The following is a 16,345-nucleotide window of genomic DNA, read 5'->3' on the forward strand; positions in this document are numbered from 1 at the left end:
TTTACCCGCGAATACGGTGGTGGCGGCGACGGTGAACGGCGGGTGGAGATTGGTTAGCAGGTCCGGCCTCTTCGCGGGTAAACCCGCTCCTACCAGTGGCCGCAGTTACTCGGGAGGGAGGGCCAGGCGCTGGCCAGCCATCAACAGCGACAGCCGCGCCAGGCCAATCCACGGCGAACCTTCAGCCTGCCCTTTGATCTGCGCATCGATTCGCTGGGCATCCTGCAGCAATTGCGCCCAGCGTTGCGCCGAGAGGCGCTGCAGGGCTTTGCTGACCAGCGGTCGGCGTTTGTCCCAGATGGGCGGGCGGGCCTGGCTGAACGCCTTGTCCAATGGCACGCCTTGGCTGAACTGCTGGGCTAGCCCCGCCAGTTGGCGCAGCTCACGGGCCAAGGCCCAGAGGATGACTGGCGGCTCCACACCTTCACCGCGCAAGCCTTCGAGCATGCGCAGGGCATGCGCAGCCTCGCCGTTGAGAATGGCATCGACCAGGCCGAAGACATCGAAGCGAGCGCTGTCGGCGACGGCAGCCTGCACGGTTTCCACGGTGATCTGGCTGCCTTCGGCCAGTAGCTTGAGTTTTTCGATTTCCTGCGCGGCTGCCAGCAGGTTGCCTTCCACGCGCGCGGCAATCAGGTCGACGGCATCACGCTGGGCCGACAGGCCGGCCTGTTGCAGGCGCTGGTTGATCCACTGCGGGAGCTGGTGCACATCCACCGGCCAGATCTGGATGAACTGGCAATGGGCGCCTTCTATCAATGCCTTGCCCCACTTGGTCTTCTGCGCACTGCTGTCGAGCTTGGGCAGGCTGATCAGCAGCAGCGTGTCTTCGGCGGGGTTGGCGCAGTATTCCATCAGGGCGGCGGCACCCTTGTCACCGGGCTTGCCCGAGGGCAGGCGCAGTTCCAGTAGGCGACGCTGGGCGAACAGTGACAGGCTTGCACCGGCCTGGAGCAGGGTGCCCCAGTCGAAGTTGGCGTCGGCACTGAATACCTGGCGTTCATCGAAACCTTGCTGACGCGCGGCATTGCGGATGGCGTCGGCGGCTTCCTGGCACAGCAGCGGGTCGTCGCCGCTGACCACGTAGACCGGTGCCAAGGCGCCTTGCAGGTGCTTGTTGAGTTGGGCGGGGGCAAGTTTCATGGGGAACAGGTGGGGCGCCCGAGGGCGCCCCTCGCGGGCTTAGTTGCCCGGTACTTCCAGTGGCGATTGCTGAGGCGTCTCGGCTTGCTGGCGGCGGGCAGCCTCCAGCGCGGCAGCTTCGGCTTTGGCGCGCTCGTCGGCTTTACGCTGCAACTCATCCAGCTGGGATGGGGACAGCATTTGCAAACGTACGACCATGGCGTTGATCAGGTCGCGGCGCATTTCTTCGCGGGCGCGTTTGGCTTCCTGCTCGGAGCCGGTGATGTTCGAGCCGTCACGCACGTAGACCTTGCGCACCTCCAGCTTGTCGCTCATCAGCTCCAGGTTGTTCAGGCCCAGGATGCTGTAATCCAGCTTGGTGGTCAGCTCGTACTCGGCGGTACGGTTGCCGCTGTTGTAGGTAGCCGAGCGCTCGCGCTCCTGTTCGTTGGTCAGCACCAGGCGATACGGTGCGCCGGCGTGCACGTTGACGCCGCTACGTTCCAGCACTTCACGCAGCTGGACCACGGTCGGGCCATAGGCATTGCGCGCGCTGACGTCCATTTCCTTTACGCTCAGCTCGGTGGAGCCGGTGCCGCGCAGCTGGAAACCGCAGGCGCTGAGCATGACCGCCAGGCCGATTACCAGCAAATTGCGTTTGATCATGTTGTTGCTCCCTTTTGGGCCTGTTCCGCCCACCCGCAGCCAATGCGGGTGGGCGTTTTCATCAGTTGGCGACGATGTTGACCAGCTTGCCCGGTACCACGATGACCTTGCGGATGGTCAGGCCATCGATGAAGCGCAGGACATTCTCGTTGCTGCGGGCAGCGGCTTCGACTTCTTCGCGGCTGGCAGCGGCAGGCATCTCGACCTGGCCGCGCAGCTTACCGTTGACCTGAACCACCAAGGTAATGGAGTCCTGCACCAGCGCCTGTTCGTCGACGCTTGGCCAGGCGGCATCGATCACCGAGCCTGCGTGGCCCAGGTGCTGCCACAGCGCGTGAGAGATGTGCGGAGTGATCGGCGCCAGCAGCAGGGTGACGGCTTCCAGGCCTTCCTGCAGCAGGGCGCGGTCCTGTTCGGTGGCTTGCGGGGCCTTTTCCAGCACGTTCATCACGGTCATCACCTGGGCGATGGCGGTATTGAACTTGTGGAACTGGCCCACATCGGTGCTGGCCTGCTTGATGGCCGCATGAATGGCGCGGCGGATGACCTTTTGCGCGTCGTCCAGGGCGGCAACATCCAGCTTGCCTGGCAGGCCCTGGCTGACGTGAGCCTGAGCCAGGCGCCAGACACGGCGCAGGAAGCGGCTGGCACCTTCGACGCCGGAGTCGGACCATTCCAGGCTCATGTCGGGCGGCGAGGCGAACATCATGAACAGGCGGCAGGTGTCGGCACCGTAGGCTTCGATCATGGACTGCGGGTCTACGCCGTTGTTTTTCGACTTCGACATCTTCTCGGTGCCACCGATTTCCACCGGCAGGCCGTCGGTCTTCAGGCGGGCGCCAATGATCTTGGCTTTGGCATCACGCTCGATTTCGACATCGGCCGGGTTGAACCAGTCCTTGCCGCCGTTGCTGGCAACGCGGTAGTAGGTCTCGGCGACCACCATGCCCTGGGTCAGCAGGTTCTTGAATGGCTCGTTCGAGGTGACCAGGCCTTCGTCACGCATCAGCTTGTGGAAGAAGCGCGCGTACAGCAGGTGCAGGATCGCGTGTTCGATACCACCGATGTACTGATCTACCGGCAGCCAGTGGTTGGCGGCTTTGGGGTCGACCAGGCCTTTGTCGTAGTTTGGCGAGGCGTAGCGGGCGAAGTACCAGGACGACTCGACGAAGGTGTCCATGGTGTCGGTTTCGCGCTTGGCCGCAGCACCGCATTTCGGGCAGCTGCATTCGTAGAATTCAGGCATGCGCGCCAGTGGCGAACCGGCGCCGTCCGGCACCACGTTCTCCGGCAGGGTGACCGGCAGCTGGTCTTCCGGCACCGGGACGTCGCCGCAGGACGGGCAGTGGATGATCGGGATCGGGCAGCCCCAGTAGCGCTGGCGGCTGATACCCCAGTCGCGCAGGCGGAACTGGGTACGCGATTTGCCCAGTTCCTTGCGGATCAGGGCCGCTTCGATGGCGTCGAAGGCGCCAGCAAAGTCCAGGCCGTCGAACTCGGCGGAGTTGATCAGCTGGCCGTGCTCGCCATAGGCGGCCTGCCACTCGCTGCCGACTTCATCGCCAGCGCTGGTGCGCACCACGGCCTTGACCGGCAGGTTGTACTTGTGGGCGAACTCGAAGTCGCGCTCGTCGTGGGCCGGCACGGCCATGACCGCGCCATCACCGTAGTGCATCAGCACGTAGTTGGCGACCCATACTGGCAGCTTCTCGCCAGTGAGCGGGTGCTCGACCAGCAGGGAAGTGGCCATGCCTTTCTTCTCCTGAGTGGCCATGTCGGCTTCGGCAACGCTGCCGCTCTTGCACTCATCGATGAACGCCTGCAGCGCCGGGTTGCCCTGCGCAGCCTGGGTGGCCAGCGGGTGCTCGGCGGCGACGGCGACGTAGGTGGCGCCCATCAGCGTGTCCGGACGGGTGGTGAAGACCTTGAGGGTGCCTTCGTGGCCGATGCTGGCCTGGTCGTACGGGAACTGGACTTCCATACCGCGCGATTTGCCAATCCAGTTGCGCTGCATGGTCTTGACCTGCTCAGGCCAGCCCGGCAGCTCGTCGAGGCTCTCCAGCAGTTCGTCGGCGTAATCGGTGATGCGGAAGTAGTACATCGGGATTTCGCGCTTTTCGATCAGCGCGCCCGAACGCCAGCCACGGCCGTCGATGACTTGTTCGTTGGCCAGTACGGTCTGGTCCGCCGGGTCCCAGTTCACGGTACCGTTCTTGCGGTAGATGATGCCTTTTTCGAACAGGCGGGTGAACAGCCACTGCTCCCAACGGTAGTAGTCGGGTTTGCAGGTGGTGACTTCACGTGCCCAGTCGATGGCCAGGCCCAGGCTCTTGAGCTGGGTCTTCATGTAGTCGATGTTTTCGTACGTCCACTTGGCCGGGGCGACGTTGTTTTTCATCGCCGCGTTTTCCGCGGGCATGCCGAAAGCGTCCCAGCCCATCGGTTGCAGGACGTTCTTGCCCAGCATGCGCTGGTAGCGGGCAATCACGTCACCGATGGTGTAGTTGCGCACGTGGCCCATGTGTAGCTTGCCGCTCGGGTACGGGAACATCGATAGGCAATAGTAGGTGTCTTTGCCTGGCTGTTCGGTAACAGCGAACGATTGTTGCTCGTCCCAGAACTTCTGGGCGGCGGCTTCGATATCACGGGGCGTGTATTGTTCGTGCATGGCTACTTTTGGCTGAGAGAGAAGAGACCTTGTTCCAGGCAGCGGAACCTCGCTGCGTCCGGCACTCCGGTGTCGTTTAGAGTTAACGCCGTAGCATACAGCAGCGCCGCGCATCGTGGGAAACCTTCGTTGCGAATGGCCGCTGGTCGCGGCGCACGGCTGCTTTTTGCAGCGACGCTAAGCTCAGGTGTGGGGGGAGATATTCTTACCTTCAATGAGGTGAACGGATGGGAGAGACGCAGCTACCCGCAATCAGACCGGAGCTTTACGAGCGCCTGATCGACCGGCTTGGCCTGGCACTGGAAACGGCCAGGACCTCGGTGCGATTGCGCGACGAGATGCCAGCTGAGCTTGAGTTGCGTGGCTTGAGCCACGCAGAGTTCGAAGTGATCAAGGCCTACCTGGATTCCCTCCCGGAGCGCCACAATGCCGCTGTCGGCAGTTACCCACAAGCGGAGCCGACATCGGCCAAGATCATCTGGCTCAAGGACAAGAAACGCCCCGCCAGTACGGCGAGATCCAGGACGCTGCCACATCGCTAGCCGTTCAGGACGCCAGGCGCAGGCTATCGCGCGCCGGTTCTTCACTATCACACAACTCAAGATCGACGCCGGTACACACTTGTTGACCGGCGTCGATCCTTCTAGGCTGCACGCCTGCCAAGGAGGTGTGGCCGATGCCGATCCGATTCTTCATCAAACAATGGCTGATGCCGCCGGGCGTGCTGTTCTTGCTGCTGCTTGCGGCATGGTGGCTGCGTACGCGACGGCCACGGTTGGCGGCGCTTTGCTTTAGCGTAGGGCTGGGTGGCCTGTGGTTGATGAGCCTGCCGCTGGTGGTGCAGGAAACCGCCCGTGTGCTGGAAAGTGAGCCGCCGCTGGCCGTGAGCGACTGGGCCGGCCTGGCGAGCCGGGCGGATGCCATTGTGGTGCTGGGCGCCGGGCGCGAGCGCGGGGACCCGGCCTGGGGTGGCAGTGACCAGCCCACGGCCACGGCACTGGAACGTATGCGCTTTGCCGCGCGGCTGGCCAAGGCCTCGGGCCTGCCAGTGTTGACCAGTGGTGGGTTGCATTACGGCACGCCGCCCAGCGAGGCGAGGCTGATGGCGGAACGCTTGCATGAAGATTTCGCGGTCGAGGTGAAATGGCGCGAAGAGGCCAGCCGCACGACCTGGGAAAATGCTCAGCTCACGGCCAAAGTGCTGCAGCCTCTGGGATTTCGCCGGGTGGTGCTGGTGACCCAGGCCTGGCATATGCAGCGTTCCCGCTGGAGTTTTGAAAAGGCGGGTTTTGAGGTGGTGCCGGCGCCGGTGGGGTTCCTTGGGCGCGATCATGCGCGGCCGTTTGGCGGTCTGCTGCCAGAGAGCCGGGCGATGTGGCAGAGCGGGCAGTTGTTCAATGAAGTGGTGGGGTTGGTGGGGTATCGGGTGTTCTACTGATTCACCGGCTTACATAATCCCCTGTAGGAGCGGGCTTGCCCGCGAAAGGGCCTGCCCTGCCGGCCAATCTCCACCCGCCGTTCACCGTTGCCGCGACTACCGTATTCGCGGGTAAACCCGCTCCTACAGTGGCCGCGTATCGCCAATCAGACGGTTTTTGCAATACGCCCTGCCAGCAACGCCCAGCCCAGCAGCAACGCACAGACAATTGCCAACGGCCATGAGCGCCATTGCAGGTAAGGCGTCAGCTGCTGCATCGGCACCACCTCGCCATACAGCACGGCCTGCTGGAACTGCGGAACCTGCGTGGTAATGCGGCCAAACGGGTCGATCAGCGCGGTCACGCCGTTGTTGGTGGCTCGGATCATCCAGCGGCCGGCTTCCAGCGCGCGCATCTGCGCCATCTGCAGGTGCTGCAAGGGGCCGATCGATTTGCCGAACCAGGTGTCGTTGCTGATGGTCAGCAGCAGGTCGCTACGCGCAGCCAGGCCGGCGGCGAACTCGGGGTAGACCACCTCGTAGCAGATGTAAGGCGCAATCTGGTAGCCCTTGGCCTGCAGCAGCGGCTGATCTTCCGGGCCGCGGGCGAAGTCCGACATGGGCAGGTTGAAGAACTCGATGGCCCCACGCAGCACGTCTTGCAGCGGCACATACTCGCCAAATGGCACCAGCTTCTGCTTGAGGTAGGTGCCATCGCCTTCGCCAGTGACGGTGATGCCGTTGTAGTAGCGGCGCTGGTGGTGCACTTCTTCACGCACCGGTACGCCCGTGATCAGTGCCGAATGGCGCTCGGCGGCGAAGCGGCCCATCACGTCGATGTAGCCCTGCGCCTGGTCCTTGAGCACCGGAACGGCGGTTTCCGGCCACACCAGCAGGTCCACCGGCCTGGAACTGAAGCTCAGGTCGCGGTATAGCGCCAGTTGCGCGTCGATGTGCGCGGGGTCCCACTTCAGGTCCTGCTCGACGTTGCCCTGGATCGCCGCCACTTTCAGCGGATCGCCTGCCGGAATGGTCCAGGCATGGCCCTTGAGCGCCAGGCCCAGCACCCAAGGGGCCAGCAACAGCACGCTGGCCACGGCCAGGAACGAGGGGCGGGTGCGCAGGCGGTGCAGGTTGCACAGCAGGGCGGCGGTGAGGGCGAGGGTGAAGGAAATCAGCCATACCCCGCCCAGCGGCGCAAGGCCGGCCAACGGGCCGTCCAGTTGGCTATAGCCGGCGTAGAGCCAGGGGAAGCCGGTCAGGAACCAGCCGCGGAAGGCCTCTTGCAGTAGCCAGAGGGCGGCGAAGCACAGGGCGTCGGCCAGTGGTGCTTCGTTGCGCCGTAGCCAGCGCGCCCACAGCCAGGTGGGCAGGGCGAAGAACCAGGCCAGTGCGGCGAAGAACGCCAGCAACAACACGATTGCCAGCAGCGGCGAGGCGCCGCCGTAGGTGTTCATGCTGACGTAGATCCACCAGGTGCCGGCGCCATACAGGCCGAACCCAAACCACCAGCCACGCCACATGGCCTGGCGCGGGCTGAGCTCGCGCAGGCCAAGGTAGAGCACCGCGATGGACAGCACCGCCAACGGCCAGATGTCGAACGGCGCCAGGGCCAGGAGGGTGGAAGCACTGGCCGCCAGGGCCAGCAGGTTACCGGGCCAGCCGGGGCGGGTGATCCAACGCATGTTTGTCCTTAACGGGTGATCGGGGTCAGGCGCAGCAAGTGTATCCGCCGGCTGTCGGCGTTGAGAATACGGAACTTGTAAGACCCGATCTCAGTGGTTTCGTTGCGCTTGGGCAGGTGGCCAAAGGCGCTCATTACCAGGCCGCCGACCGTGTCGAACTCGTCATCGGAGAACTCGCTGTCGAAGAACTCGTTGAAGTTCTCGATCGGGGTAAGCGCTTTGACCAAAAAATCACCGCTGGGCAGTGGTTTGATGTAGCTGTCTTCCTCGACGTCGTGCTCGTCTTCGATATCGCCGACGATCTGTTCCAGCACGTCCTCGATGGTGACCAGGCCCGCCACGCCGCCATATTCGTCGATGACGATGGCCATGTGGTTGTGGTTGGCGCGGAATTCACGCAGCAACACGTTCAGGCGCTTGGACTCGGGTACGAAGGTGGCGGGGCGCAGCAGGTCCTTGATGTTGAAGCTGTCGCCGTTCTCCTTGAGGATCAACGGCAGCAAGTCTTTGGCGAGCAGGATCCCGAGCACATCGTCATGGCTTTCGCCGATTACCGGGTAGCGCGAGTGCGCGGCATCGATCACCGCCGGCAGGAACTCGCGAGGCGACTGGCCGGCCTTGATGCTGTTCATCTGCGAGCGCGGCACCATGATGTCGCGAACCTGCAGGTCGGCGACCTGAATGGCGCCTTCGACGATGGTCAGCGCTTCGCTGTCCAGCAATTTGTTCTGATGGGCTTCGCGCAGCAGCTCAAGCAGCTCCTGGCGGTTTTTCGGCTCATGGGCAAAAGCCTGGGTCAGTTTACCCAGCCAGGACTTCTGCCCGTTGCTCGATCGATCTTCGCTCATGGCGGTTCTCGTGATCCTTCGTGTATCAGTGTGTGATTGAGTCGGTTTCATCATCGGCATACGGGTCAGGGTGACCCAGTTCTGCCAGCAATTCCCGTTCCAGGCTTTCCATTTCCTCGGCCTCCTCATCTTCGATGTGGTCATAGCCGAGCAAGTGCAGGCAACCGTGGATGACCAGGTGCGCCCAGTGCGCTTCCAGCGATTTGCCTTGTTCGGCCGCTTCGCGCTCGACCACCGCTACACAGATCACCAGGTCGCCCAGCAGCGGGATATCGAGCAGCTCATCGGGCACATCGGCCGGGAACGACAACACATTGGTCGCGTAGTCCTTGTGCCGGTAGGTGTGGTTCAGCTCCCGGCCTTCGGCTTCGTCGACCAGGCGAATGGTCATTTCCGAGTCGGCGCTGCGCTGGCGCAACGCCAATTCACACCAGCGGCGCAAGGCAGCGTCTTCTGGAGTGGCAGCATCCGTGGCCCGTTGGATATCAAGTTCAAGCATCTTTGCCGGGCGCCTCGGGCTTGGACTGGCGGGCTTCGAAGCGGTCGTAGGCTTCGACGATACGCTGCACCAGTGGGTGACGAACCACATCCTTGGGTTGGAAATGGGTAAAGCTGATCCCCGGAACGTCCTTCAGCACCTCGATGACGTGCGCCAGGCCCGACTTGGTACCACGGGGCAGGTCGACCTGGGTGATGTCACCGGTGATCACCGCGGTGGAGCCGAAGCCGATGCGGGTCAGGAACATCTTCATCTGCTCGAGCGTGGTGTTCTGGCTTTCGTCGAGGATGATGAAGCTGTTGTTCAGGGTGCGGCCACGCATGTAGGCCAGAGGGGCGATTTCGATCACCTGGCGTTCGATCAGCTTGGCCACGTGTTCGAAGCCGAGCATTTCGTACAGGGCGTCGTACAGCGGGCGCAGGTACGGGTCGATTTTCTGTGCCAGGTCGCCAGGCAGGAAACCGAGCTTTTCACCCGCCTCGACCGCCGGGCGCACCAGCAGGATGCGGCGCACCTGTTCGCGCTCCAGCGCGTCCACGGCGCAGGCTACGGCCAGGTAGGTCTTGCCGGTACCGGCCGGGCCGATGCCGAAATTGATGTCGTTGGCCAGGATTTCCTTGACGTAGCGCTGCTGGTTGAGCCCGCGCGGGCGGATATTGCCCTTGCGCGTGCGCAGCGACACGCTGACCTCGTTGACGGCCGGGTTGTCGATGTTTTCGACAGCCGATTCCTGCAGGTACAGGTGCACGGTTTCCGGTGACAGGTCGGTGGCCTTGGTCTCGCGATAGAGACGGCGCAGCAGCTGTTCGGCAGCGGAGGTGGTCCTGGGTTCGCCGATCAGTTCGAACTGATTGCCGCGGTTGCGGATCTCGATGGCCAGGCGCTGTTCGATCAGGCGCAGGTGCTCGTCGAACTGGCCGCACAAGTTGGCGAAACGGTGGGCCTCGAAGGGTTCGAGGATGAAACGATGGGGTTCTATGGGTGCGTTCAAGGTCGTTTTTAGCCGCTCGACGGCGATGGAGTTGAACTCAAGAATAACCCTTGAATGGCAGTGGCGAAAGCACTGAAACGTTCAACGGTATGTACGGGCTGTTCTGGCCTTCCCGCGGGTCAACCCACTCCGGCAAGGCCGGTGGGGATCCTATGGGCGCGGGTTCACCCGTGAACAGGCCAGAACAGGTATCATGCCCACCTTTTCTTACGCATGTGTTATCTGGTCGAACATGAGCAAACGCGAACCCGCCATCTATAAAGTGATCTTCCTGAACCAGGGCCAGGTCTTCGAGATGTACGCCAAGCAGATCTACCAGAGTGACCTGTGGGGCTTTCTGGAAATCGAGGAGTTCGTGTTCGGAGAGCGCTCGCAACTGGTAGTGGACCCGAGTGAGGAGAAGCTCAAGAGCCAGTTCGACGGAGTGGTCCGCAGTTTCGTGCCGATGCACTCGATTGTGCGCATCGATGAGGTGGAGCGCCTGGGCACGGCGAAGATCAGCGAGGCCAAGGGCGGCGGCAATGTGATGCCGTTCCCGATGCCAATGCCGGAAAAGTGACCTTCAGGGAAGCGGCGAGAACGGCGTGCGCCCTTCGGCGTTCTGCAGTTCGAGCAGGTACTTGCGGAAAATCTGGCCGAGCACCTGGGTGGCATGCTCCAGTTCGTCACGGGGCATTTGCTCGGTTACTTCGTCGGCCATGTCCAGCGCATCTTCGGCGCCGTTGACCGCAGCCATTTTCAGCAGGATGTAGGCCTGTACGTTGTTGGCCTTGACCCCTTCGCCATGGAAGAACATGGCACCCAGACGGTATTGGGCGTCGGCTTGGCCTTGCAGCGATGCCTTCTGGAACCAGTCCAGGGCTTTGCCCAGGTTTTTTGGCGTTTGCGTGTAGTAATACTCGCCCAGTTCGAATTGCGCCTGGGCATCCCCCGCAGTCGCCGTCTGCTCGCAGGCCTTGAGGGCGTTTGCCAGGTCTTCAGGCTGAACGTTCAAGGTGCAGCGGCCCGTCGCCGGAATCAGCAACGAGTTACCGCCCTCCGCCAGGGCCAGCAGGGGCTGAAGAAGCAACAGGCAGCCCAGGGTCAGGGCGCGGCCGGTGCGGTTCATGGGGATCGACTTACCTCTGCAAAGCTGCGGCCAATGTCTCTGGTGGCACATTATGGGATAAGCAGCGCCAACCTTACAAAGTTTTACTCGAATTTCTGCTTGGTTGGGGAAGTCAGCTGATTGTGCGTGCGTAATTATTGCCTGTACCGGCCTCTTCGCGGGTGAGCCCGCGCCTACAAGGGGGCGTCGCTTTCATGAGTGTAGGCGTGGGTTTGCTCGCGAAGAGGCCGGTACAGGCTGGCCATCACTTCAGGGCAGCAAAGGCTTTCTCAGCCGCATCCAGGGTGATCTGCAGCTCCTTGTCGCCATGGGCGATGGAGGTGAAGCCCGCCTCGAATGCGCTCGGTGCCAGGTACACGCCACCGTCGAGCATCAGGTGGAAGAAGCGCTTGAAGCGCTCGGCATCGCTGGCCATCACGTCTTCGAAGGTGACGATATCGTCGGCGCCGCTGAAGTACAGGCCGAACATGGCACCGGCCTGGGTGGTGACGAATGGCACGCCAGCGGCATCGGCGCGTTGCTGCAGGCCGTCAAGCATGCGGCTGGTGTAGTCGGTCAGCTCGGCGTGGAAGCCTGGGCGGCTGATCAGCTTGAGGGTGGTCAGGCCGGCGGCCATGGCCAGCGGATTGCCCGACAGGGTGCCGGCCTGGTAGACCGGGCCGAGCGGGGCGATGCAGCCCATGATTTCACGCTTGCCGCCGAAACAGCCGACCGGCATGCCGCCACCGACGATCTTGCCGAAGGTCGACAGGTCCGGCTTGATGCCGTAATGGCCCTGGGCGCCGCCGAGCGAGACGCGGAAACCGGTCATCACTTCGTCGAAGATCAGCACCACGCCATGCTTGTCGCATTGCTCGCGCAGGCCCTCGAGGAAACCCGGTGCCGGTGGTACGCAGTTCATGTTGCCGGCCACTGGCTCCACGATGATGCAGGCCACGGTCTGGCCAACTTCGGCCAGGGTCTTCTCGACGGCGGCGATGTCGTTGAACGGCAGGGTCAGGGTGTGCTTGGCGAAGTCCGCTGGCACGCCTGCCGAACTTGGCACGCCTTGGGTCAGCAAGCCGGAGCCGGCTTTTACCAGCAGGCTGTCGGAGTGGCCGTGGTAGCAGCCTTCGAACTTGATGATGGCATCACGGCCAGTGTAGCCACGTGCCAGTCGGATGGCACTCATGGTGGCTTCAGTGCCCGAGCTGACCATGCGCACCATTTCCATCGACGGTACGATCGAGCAGACCAGGTCGGCCATCTCGGTTTCCATGGCGGTCGGCGCGCCGTAGGACAGGCCGTGCTCCAGCTGCTTGCGTACCGAGTCCAGCACGTCCGGGTGGCCGTGGCCGAGAATCATCGGGCCCCAGGAGCCGACGTAGTCGACGTAGCGTTTGTCGTCCTCGTCAACGACATAGGCGCCTTCGGCATGCTTGAAGAACAGCGGCGTGCCGCCAACGCTCTTGAAAGCGCGGACTGGCGAGTTGACACCGCCAGGGATGTGCTTCTGGGCTTGGGCGAACAGGGCTTCGGAACGGGACATGGAAGTATCTCTCGAATCAGGATGCGAACAAGGCGTTGAAGGCGCGGGCGCGGCGGGTGACTTCCTGCGCGCTGTCGGCACCGAACAAGCCGTGGATCACCGCCAGCAGGTCGGCACCGTGGGCGACCAGCGGGGCGGCGTTGTCGAGGGTGATGCCACCGATCACGGCGATCGGCAGTTTCACCTGGGCGCGGGCCTGCTCAAGCAGGCCGACATTGGCAGCGGGCGCGCCCGGCTTGGTGACAGAATTGAAGAAGCGGCCAAAGGCCACGTAGCTGGCGCCTTCGCTGGCAGCCTGGGCGGCCAGTTCGAGGCTGGCGTGGCAGGTGGAACCGATGATTGCCTGACGGCCGAGCAATGCGCGGGCCGGGGTCAGTGGGCCGTCGGTCTGGCCCAGGTGCACGCCGACACCCAGGCGGGCGGCCAGTTCGGCATCATCGTTGATCAGCAACTGGGTGCCGTAACGCTCGCAGAGCTTCATCAGCCCTTCGGCTTCACGCAGGCGGCGCGCTGCATCGTCGCTCTTGTCGCGGTACTGCAGCAGGCACACGCCGCCTTCCAGGGCCGCCTCGACATGGGACAGGAAACGGCCGGCGAGCAGCTGGCTGTCGGTGATGGCGTACAGACCGCGTAGCTTCATTGAAGGCCTCGTATCAGGAGCAGAAGTCCAGGGGCAGGCGGCGCGGCACGTATTGGCCCTTGCCCAGTTGCTCGGCGTCACGCAGGGTGCGCCAGGTGTAGTCCAGGGCGGTGCGCACGGCGCTTTCCAGCTGCTCGCCGAGCGCCAGGCGGCCGGCCAGGGCGCTGGCCAGGGTGCAGCCCGAGCCGTGGTAGCTGCCTGGCAGGCGCTGGCAAGTCCAGGTGAAGTGCTGGCCGTCCTGGGTGTACAGGCGGTTGTGGATTTCGTCTTCGTCGCCGTGACCGCCGGTAATCAGCAGGTGTCTACAGAACGGCAACAGTTTCTCGGCACATTCGTCAGCGCTGCCTTCGGGCAGTTCGGCGAGGATGCGTGCTTCGGGCAGGTTCGGCGTGGCGATGGTCGCCAGCGGCAGCAGGCGTTCGCGCAGGGCATAGCCCACTTCGTCCTTGCCCAGGCGGCCACCGCCACCGGCACGCAGCACCGGGTCGCAGACCAGCGGCAGGTGGGGGTGGGCGGCCAGCAGTTCGGCGACGGTGTCGACCATCTCGATCGAGCCGAGCATGCCCAACTTGACGGCGGCCACCGTGGAGTCGGCCAGCACGGCGTTGGCCTGGGCCAGCACCCACTCGCGGTCGAGCACGCGGAAGTCGGAAACGTTGACGGTATCCTGCACGGTCAGGGCGGTCACTGCAGGTGCAGCGTGGCAGCCTTGGGCGATCAGGGCTTCGATATCTGCCTGCAAGCCGGCGCCGCCACTGGGGTCGTGGCCGGAGAGACAGAGGACAACGGGGCGGGAGCTGTAGGTATTCATGGTCGGCGAGCTTACCACCAAACCTGTTTGGGCGGATCGTCCGACAAACGAGTTTTACTGATCGTTCGGTCAGGTTGTTGTTTGTTTTTCTATTGAAAGCATTGATTTAGAGCCTTTTCTTTGTGTTTTTATGTGGCCGATTGCCAGGTTGTGAGGCTATGCTAGAGTGCTCGGATAACTCGACAAACGGGTGCTGCAGGATCACGTCGTCTCAAACGGATGGGAGGCTACCGCGACGCGACCGGGCAGGCCATGCTGGGGCTGTATGCGCTATTTGCTGATTGTGCTTATGGGTTTGCTGCCCGTGCTGGCCGGAGCGGTCGATTTCGACGTCGCTACCCGGCATCTCCCACTGGGCAAGGCCATGCAGGTTTATGAAGACCCCGATGGCAATGCCAGCATCGCTCAGGTCAGTGCCCCCGGGTTTGCCAAATACTTTCAGCCCCACCGTGAGGATGTGCTGAACGCCGGTTACTCCACCTCGGTGTTCTGGCTCAAGGTCGAGCTGCGCCCCGTTGCCGCGCCCAGCGCTGCCCCGCGGCAATGGCTGCTGGAGCTGGCCTACCCGCCGCTGGATCACCTCGAACTGTATTTGCCTGACAGCAGCGGCTTCTACCGCCTGGCGCAGCGCACGGGCGATGCCTTGCCCTACGACAGCCGGCAGATCCGGCAGAACAACTACTTGTTCGAACTGCAACTGCCACCTGGCAAGGTGACCACCGCGTACCTGCGGCTGCAAAGCCAGGGTTCGGTGCAAGCGCCGCTGGCACTATGGTCCCCTGAAGCCTATCTGGAAGAGCAGCCCACGCGCCTGTATGTGCTGGGGATGATCTACGGCGTGTTGCTGGTGATGCTGGTGTACAACCTGTTCATCTACCTCAGCGTGCGTGACGTCAGCTACCTCTATTACATCCTTTACATCGCTTCGTTCGGCCTTTACCAGGTCTCGGTGAACGGCGCCGGTGTAGCCTATTTCTGGCCAGACAGCCCTTGGTGGGCGAATGCCTCCACGCCTTTGTTCATCGGTGCAGCCGGCCTGTTCGGTTGCCAGTTCGCCCGGCACTTCCTGCAATTGGGCAGCATCAACCGTGGCTTCGACCGCCTGTTGCAACTGCTGATGCTGGGTGGCGCGCTGGTCATGGTACTGGCGGTGAGCATGCCTTACGGCATTGCGCTGCGCATGGCCACGCTGCTGGCGCTGCTGTTCACCATAAGCGTCTTCAGCGCCGGCCTGTATGCCTGGTGGCGCGGCTTGCGAGTGGCGCGCTGGTTCATCATCGCCTGGACGGCGTTCCTGCTGGGTGGCCTGGTCAACACCTTGATGGTGCTGGGCTACCTGCCGAACGTGTTCATCACCATGTATGCCAGCCAGCTCGGTTCGGCCTTGGAAGTGGCTTTGCTGTCGCTGGCGCTGGCCGACCGCATCAACAGCCTGCGCGAGCAGCAGGCGCAGACCTTGCGTGACACTGGGCGTACGCTGGAGCAACTGAACCTGCAACTGGCCAGGAGCAATCGCCTGAAGGACGAGTTCCTGGCCAGCGTGACGCATGAACTGCGCACCCCGATGAATGGGGTGATTGGCTCGCTCGAGCTGATGCACACCCTGCCGATGGATACCGAAATGGCTCAGTACCATCACACGGCAGTGGGGTCTGCCCAAGGCATGATGGATATGGTCAATGCCATTCTTACCCTGTCCGAACTGCAGGCCGGCCGCCTGCGGGCGCAGCCGGCACCGTTCAGCCTACGCACCCTGTTGCAGGGCTTGCGCGCCGGTTATGCGGGGCAGGCGCTGGGCAAAGGCCTGTACCTGAGCCTGGACATTCCGGCCGACCTGCCGGACGGGTTGCTCGGTGACGGGCAGAAGCTGGCGCACTGCCTGGGTTGCCTGGTGGACAACGGTTTGAAGTTCACCCATCAGGGCGGTGTGATGATCCAGGTGCGCGGCCGCCGGGTGGGGCCGGATGATCTGGCGTTGACCTTTACCGTCAGCGACAGCGGTATCGGTTTCGATGATCTGGAGCAGTCGACCCTGTACCAGCGGTTCTTCCAGGTCGATGGTTCGATGACCCGGCGGTATGGCGGTTTGGGGATTGGGTTGTCGATTTGCCGGCAGATGGGGGAGTTGCTGGGGGCCAGATTGGCGCATGAATCGACGCGCGGGCTGGGTAGCCGCTTCGAGTTGAGTTTGAACATGGCGATTTCGCAGGTGCAGATGAGCCCGAACCTGCTGCAGGTGCGGCGCTCGCTGTAGGAGCGGGTTCACCCGCGAAAGGGCCGGGTCTGCTGGCCGATATCCACCCGCCGTTCACCGTTGCCGCCACCACCGTAGTCGCGGGTAAACCCGCTTCTACGCGCGCGC

The 16,345-nt window shown here is 63.2% G+C and carries 15 protein-coding genes; 4 read left to right on the forward strand and 11 right to left on the reverse strand.

Annotated elements, in window-relative coordinates; translation table 11 throughout:
- Window positions 1–105: 105 nt before the first annotated feature.
- The 3 genes from holA to leuS form a co-directional block, all read right to left on the reverse strand.
- Window positions 106–1,143, reverse strand: coding sequence for a DNA polymerase III subunit delta (holA, locus tag AA098_RS03125; RefSeq protein ID WP_003249749.1), 1,038 nt, complete (start codon window positions 1,141–1,143; stop codon window positions 106–108).
- Between the two features lie 39 nt (window positions 1,144–1,182).
- The gene (lptE, locus tag AA098_RS03130) at window positions 1,183–1,788 is read right to left on the reverse strand and encodes an LPS assembly lipoprotein LptE (protein WP_003249751.1); all 606 of its coding nucleotides are present in this window, start codon (window positions 1,786–1,788) and stop codon (window positions 1,183–1,185) included.
- Between the two features lie 61 nt (window positions 1,789–1,849).
- Window positions 1,850–4,456: a leucine--tRNA ligase gene (gene leuS / locus AA098_RS03135; RefSeq protein ID WP_004576918.1), complete on the reverse strand. Its 2,607-nt coding sequence runs from the start codon at window positions 4,454–4,456 to the stop codon at window positions 1,850–1,852.
- A gap of 227 nt (window positions 4,457–4,683) precedes the next feature.
- Between leuS and AA098_RS03140 the strand changes: the two genes are divergently transcribed.
- Complete coding sequence (locus AA098_RS03140) at window positions 4,684–4,998, forward strand: hypothetical protein (RefSeq protein WP_003249755.1); 315 nt, start codon at window positions 4,684–4,686, stop codon at window positions 4,996–4,998.
- Window positions 4,999–5,132: 134 nt separating this feature from the next.
- Window positions 5,133–5,894, forward strand: a complete 762-nt coding sequence (locus AA098_RS03145) for a YdcF family protein (protein WP_004576917.1) — start codon at window positions 5,133–5,135, stop codon at window positions 5,892–5,894.
- A gap of 146 nt (window positions 5,895–6,040) precedes the next feature.
- On the opposite strand, the gene lnt is transcribed toward AA098_RS03145, so the two are convergent.
- Genes lnt through AA098_RS03165 form a run of 4 tightly spaced genes read right to left on the reverse strand, consistent with a single transcriptional unit; the run spans window position 6,041 to window position 9,896 of the window.
- On the reverse strand, window positions 6,041–7,558 hold the full coding sequence (lnt, locus tag AA098_RS03150; protein ID WP_064613822.1) for an apolipoprotein N-acyltransferase: 1,518 nt from the start codon (window positions 7,556–7,558) through the stop codon (window positions 6,041–6,043).
- Window positions 7,559–7,566: 8 nt separating this feature from the next.
- Window positions 7,567–8,406 (reverse strand): HlyC/CorC family transporter, encoded by an 840-nt coding sequence (locus AA098_RS03155; RefSeq protein ID WP_003249762.1) that lies wholly within the window; start codon window positions 8,404–8,406, stop codon window positions 7,567–7,569.
- A gap of 25 nt (window positions 8,407–8,431) precedes the next feature.
- Window positions 8,432–8,905 carry an rRNA maturation RNase YbeY gene (gene ybeY / locus AA098_RS03160; protein WP_003249763.1) on the reverse strand — a complete coding sequence of 158 codons (474 nt, stop codon included), beginning with the start codon at window positions 8,903–8,905 and terminating at the stop codon, window positions 8,432–8,434.
- A complete protein-coding gene (locus AA098_RS03165) occupies window positions 8,898–9,896 on the reverse strand; it encodes a PhoH family protein (protein WP_004576915.1) in 999 nt (332 codons plus the stop codon). The genes ybeY and AA098_RS03165 overlap by 8 nt, the downstream gene beginning before the upstream one ends.
- Before the next feature lie 232 nt (window positions 9,897–10,128).
- On the opposite strand from AA098_RS03165, the gene AA098_RS03170 reads away from it, so the two are divergent.
- On the forward strand, window positions 10,129–10,455 hold the full coding sequence (locus AA098_RS03170; RefSeq protein WP_003249769.1) for a DUF1820 family protein: 327 nt from the start codon (window positions 10,129–10,131) through the stop codon (window positions 10,453–10,455).
- Between the two features lie 3 nt (window positions 10,456–10,458).
- On the opposite strand, the gene AA098_RS03175 is transcribed toward AA098_RS03170, so the two are convergent.
- From AA098_RS03175 to AA098_RS03190, 4 genes are all read right to left on the reverse strand, one after another.
- Window positions 10,459–11,004 (reverse strand): tetratricopeptide repeat protein, encoded by a 546-nt coding sequence (locus AA098_RS03175; RefSeq protein WP_004576914.1) that lies wholly within the window; start codon window positions 11,002–11,004, stop codon window positions 10,459–10,461.
- Window positions 11,005–11,248: 244 nt separating this feature from the next.
- Complete coding sequence (gene hemL, locus AA098_RS03180) at window positions 11,249–12,532, reverse strand: glutamate-1-semialdehyde 2,1-aminomutase (RefSeq protein ID WP_003249773.1); 1,284 nt, start codon at window positions 12,530–12,532, stop codon at window positions 11,249–11,251.
- Window positions 12,533–12,548: 16 nt separating this feature from the next.
- Complete coding sequence (gene thiE / locus AA098_RS03185) at window positions 12,549–13,172, reverse strand: thiamine phosphate synthase (protein WP_004576913.1); 624 nt, start codon at window positions 13,170–13,172, stop codon at window positions 12,549–12,551.
- Between the two features lie 13 nt (window positions 13,173–13,185).
- Window positions 13,186–13,983, reverse strand: a complete 798-nt coding sequence (locus AA098_RS03190) for a hydroxymethylpyrimidine/phosphomethylpyrimidine kinase (RefSeq protein ID WP_003249777.1) — start codon at window positions 13,981–13,983, stop codon at window positions 13,186–13,188.
- A 265-nt stretch (window positions 13,984–14,248) separates the two neighbouring features.
- Here AA098_RS03190 and AA098_RS03195 point away from each other — a divergent pair, with 265 nt between their 5' ends.
- Window positions 14,249–16,237 carry a hybrid sensor histidine kinase/response regulator gene (locus tag AA098_RS03195; protein WP_064613823.1) on the forward strand — a complete coding sequence of 663 codons (1,989 nt, stop codon included), beginning with the start codon at window positions 14,249–14,251 and terminating at the stop codon, window positions 16,235–16,237.
- Window positions 16,238–16,345: the final 108 nt, after the last annotated feature.

The sequence above is a fragment of the Pseudomonas sp. JY-Q genome (assembly GCF_001655295.1).
Taxonomy (GTDB): Bacteria; Pseudomonadota; Gammaproteobacteria; order Pseudomonadales; family Pseudomonadaceae; genus Aquipseudomonas; species Aquipseudomonas alloputida.

What these genes read in the sequence shown, in the direction of transcription:
- lnt (WP_064613822.1), bottom strand. Translation starts at nt 7,558, where the DNA reads ATGCGTTGGATCACCCGCCCCGGCTGGCCCGGTAACCTGCTGGCCCTG.
- ybeY (WP_003249763.1), bottom strand. Translation starts at nt 8,905, where the DNA reads ATGCTTGAACTTGATATCCAACGGGCCACGGATGCTGCCACTCCAGAA.
- AA098_RS03195 (WP_064613823.1), top strand. Translation starts at nt 14,249, where the DNA reads ATGCGCTATTTGCTGATTGTGCTTATGGGTTTGCTGCCCGTGCTGGCC.
- holA (WP_003249749.1), bottom strand. Translation starts at nt 1,143, where the DNA reads ATGAAACTTGCCCCCGCCCAACTCAACAAGCACCTGCAAGGCGCCTTG.
- thiE (WP_004576913.1), bottom strand. Translation starts at nt 13,172, where the DNA reads ATGAAGCTACGCGGTCTGTACGCCATCACCGACAGCCAGCTGCTCGCC.
- AA098_RS03190 (WP_003249777.1), bottom strand. Translation starts at nt 13,983, where the DNA reads ATGAATACCTACAGCTCCCGCCCCGTTGTCCTCTGTCTCTCCGGCCAC.
- AA098_RS03145 (WP_004576917.1), top strand. Translation starts at nt 5,133, where the DNA reads ATGCCGATCCGATTCTTCATCAAACAATGGCTGATGCCGCCGGGCGTG.
- AA098_RS03175 (WP_004576914.1), bottom strand. Translation starts at nt 11,004, where the DNA reads ATGAACCGCACCGGCCGCGCCCTGACCCTGGGCTGCCTGTTGCTTCTT.
- lptE (WP_003249751.1), bottom strand. Translation starts at nt 1,788, where the DNA reads ATGATCAAACGCAATTTGCTGGTAATCGGCCTGGCGGTCATGCTCAGC.
- AA098_RS03155 (WP_003249762.1), bottom strand. Translation starts at nt 8,406, where the DNA reads ATGAGCGAAGATCGATCGAGCAACGGGCAGAAGTCCTGGCTGGGTAAA.
- AA098_RS03140 (WP_003249755.1), top strand. Translation starts at nt 4,684, where the DNA reads ATGGGAGAGACGCAGCTACCCGCAATCAGACCGGAGCTTTACGAGCGC.
- leuS (WP_004576918.1), bottom strand. Translation starts at nt 4,456, where the DNA reads ATGCACGAACAATACACGCCCCGTGATATCGAAGCCGCCGCCCAGAAG.
- AA098_RS03170 (WP_003249769.1), top strand. Translation starts at nt 10,129, where the DNA reads ATGAGCAAACGCGAACCCGCCATCTATAAAGTGATCTTCCTGAACCAG.
- hemL (WP_003249773.1), bottom strand. Translation starts at nt 12,532, where the DNA reads ATGTCCCGTTCCGAAGCCCTGTTCGCCCAAGCCCAGAAGCACATCCCT.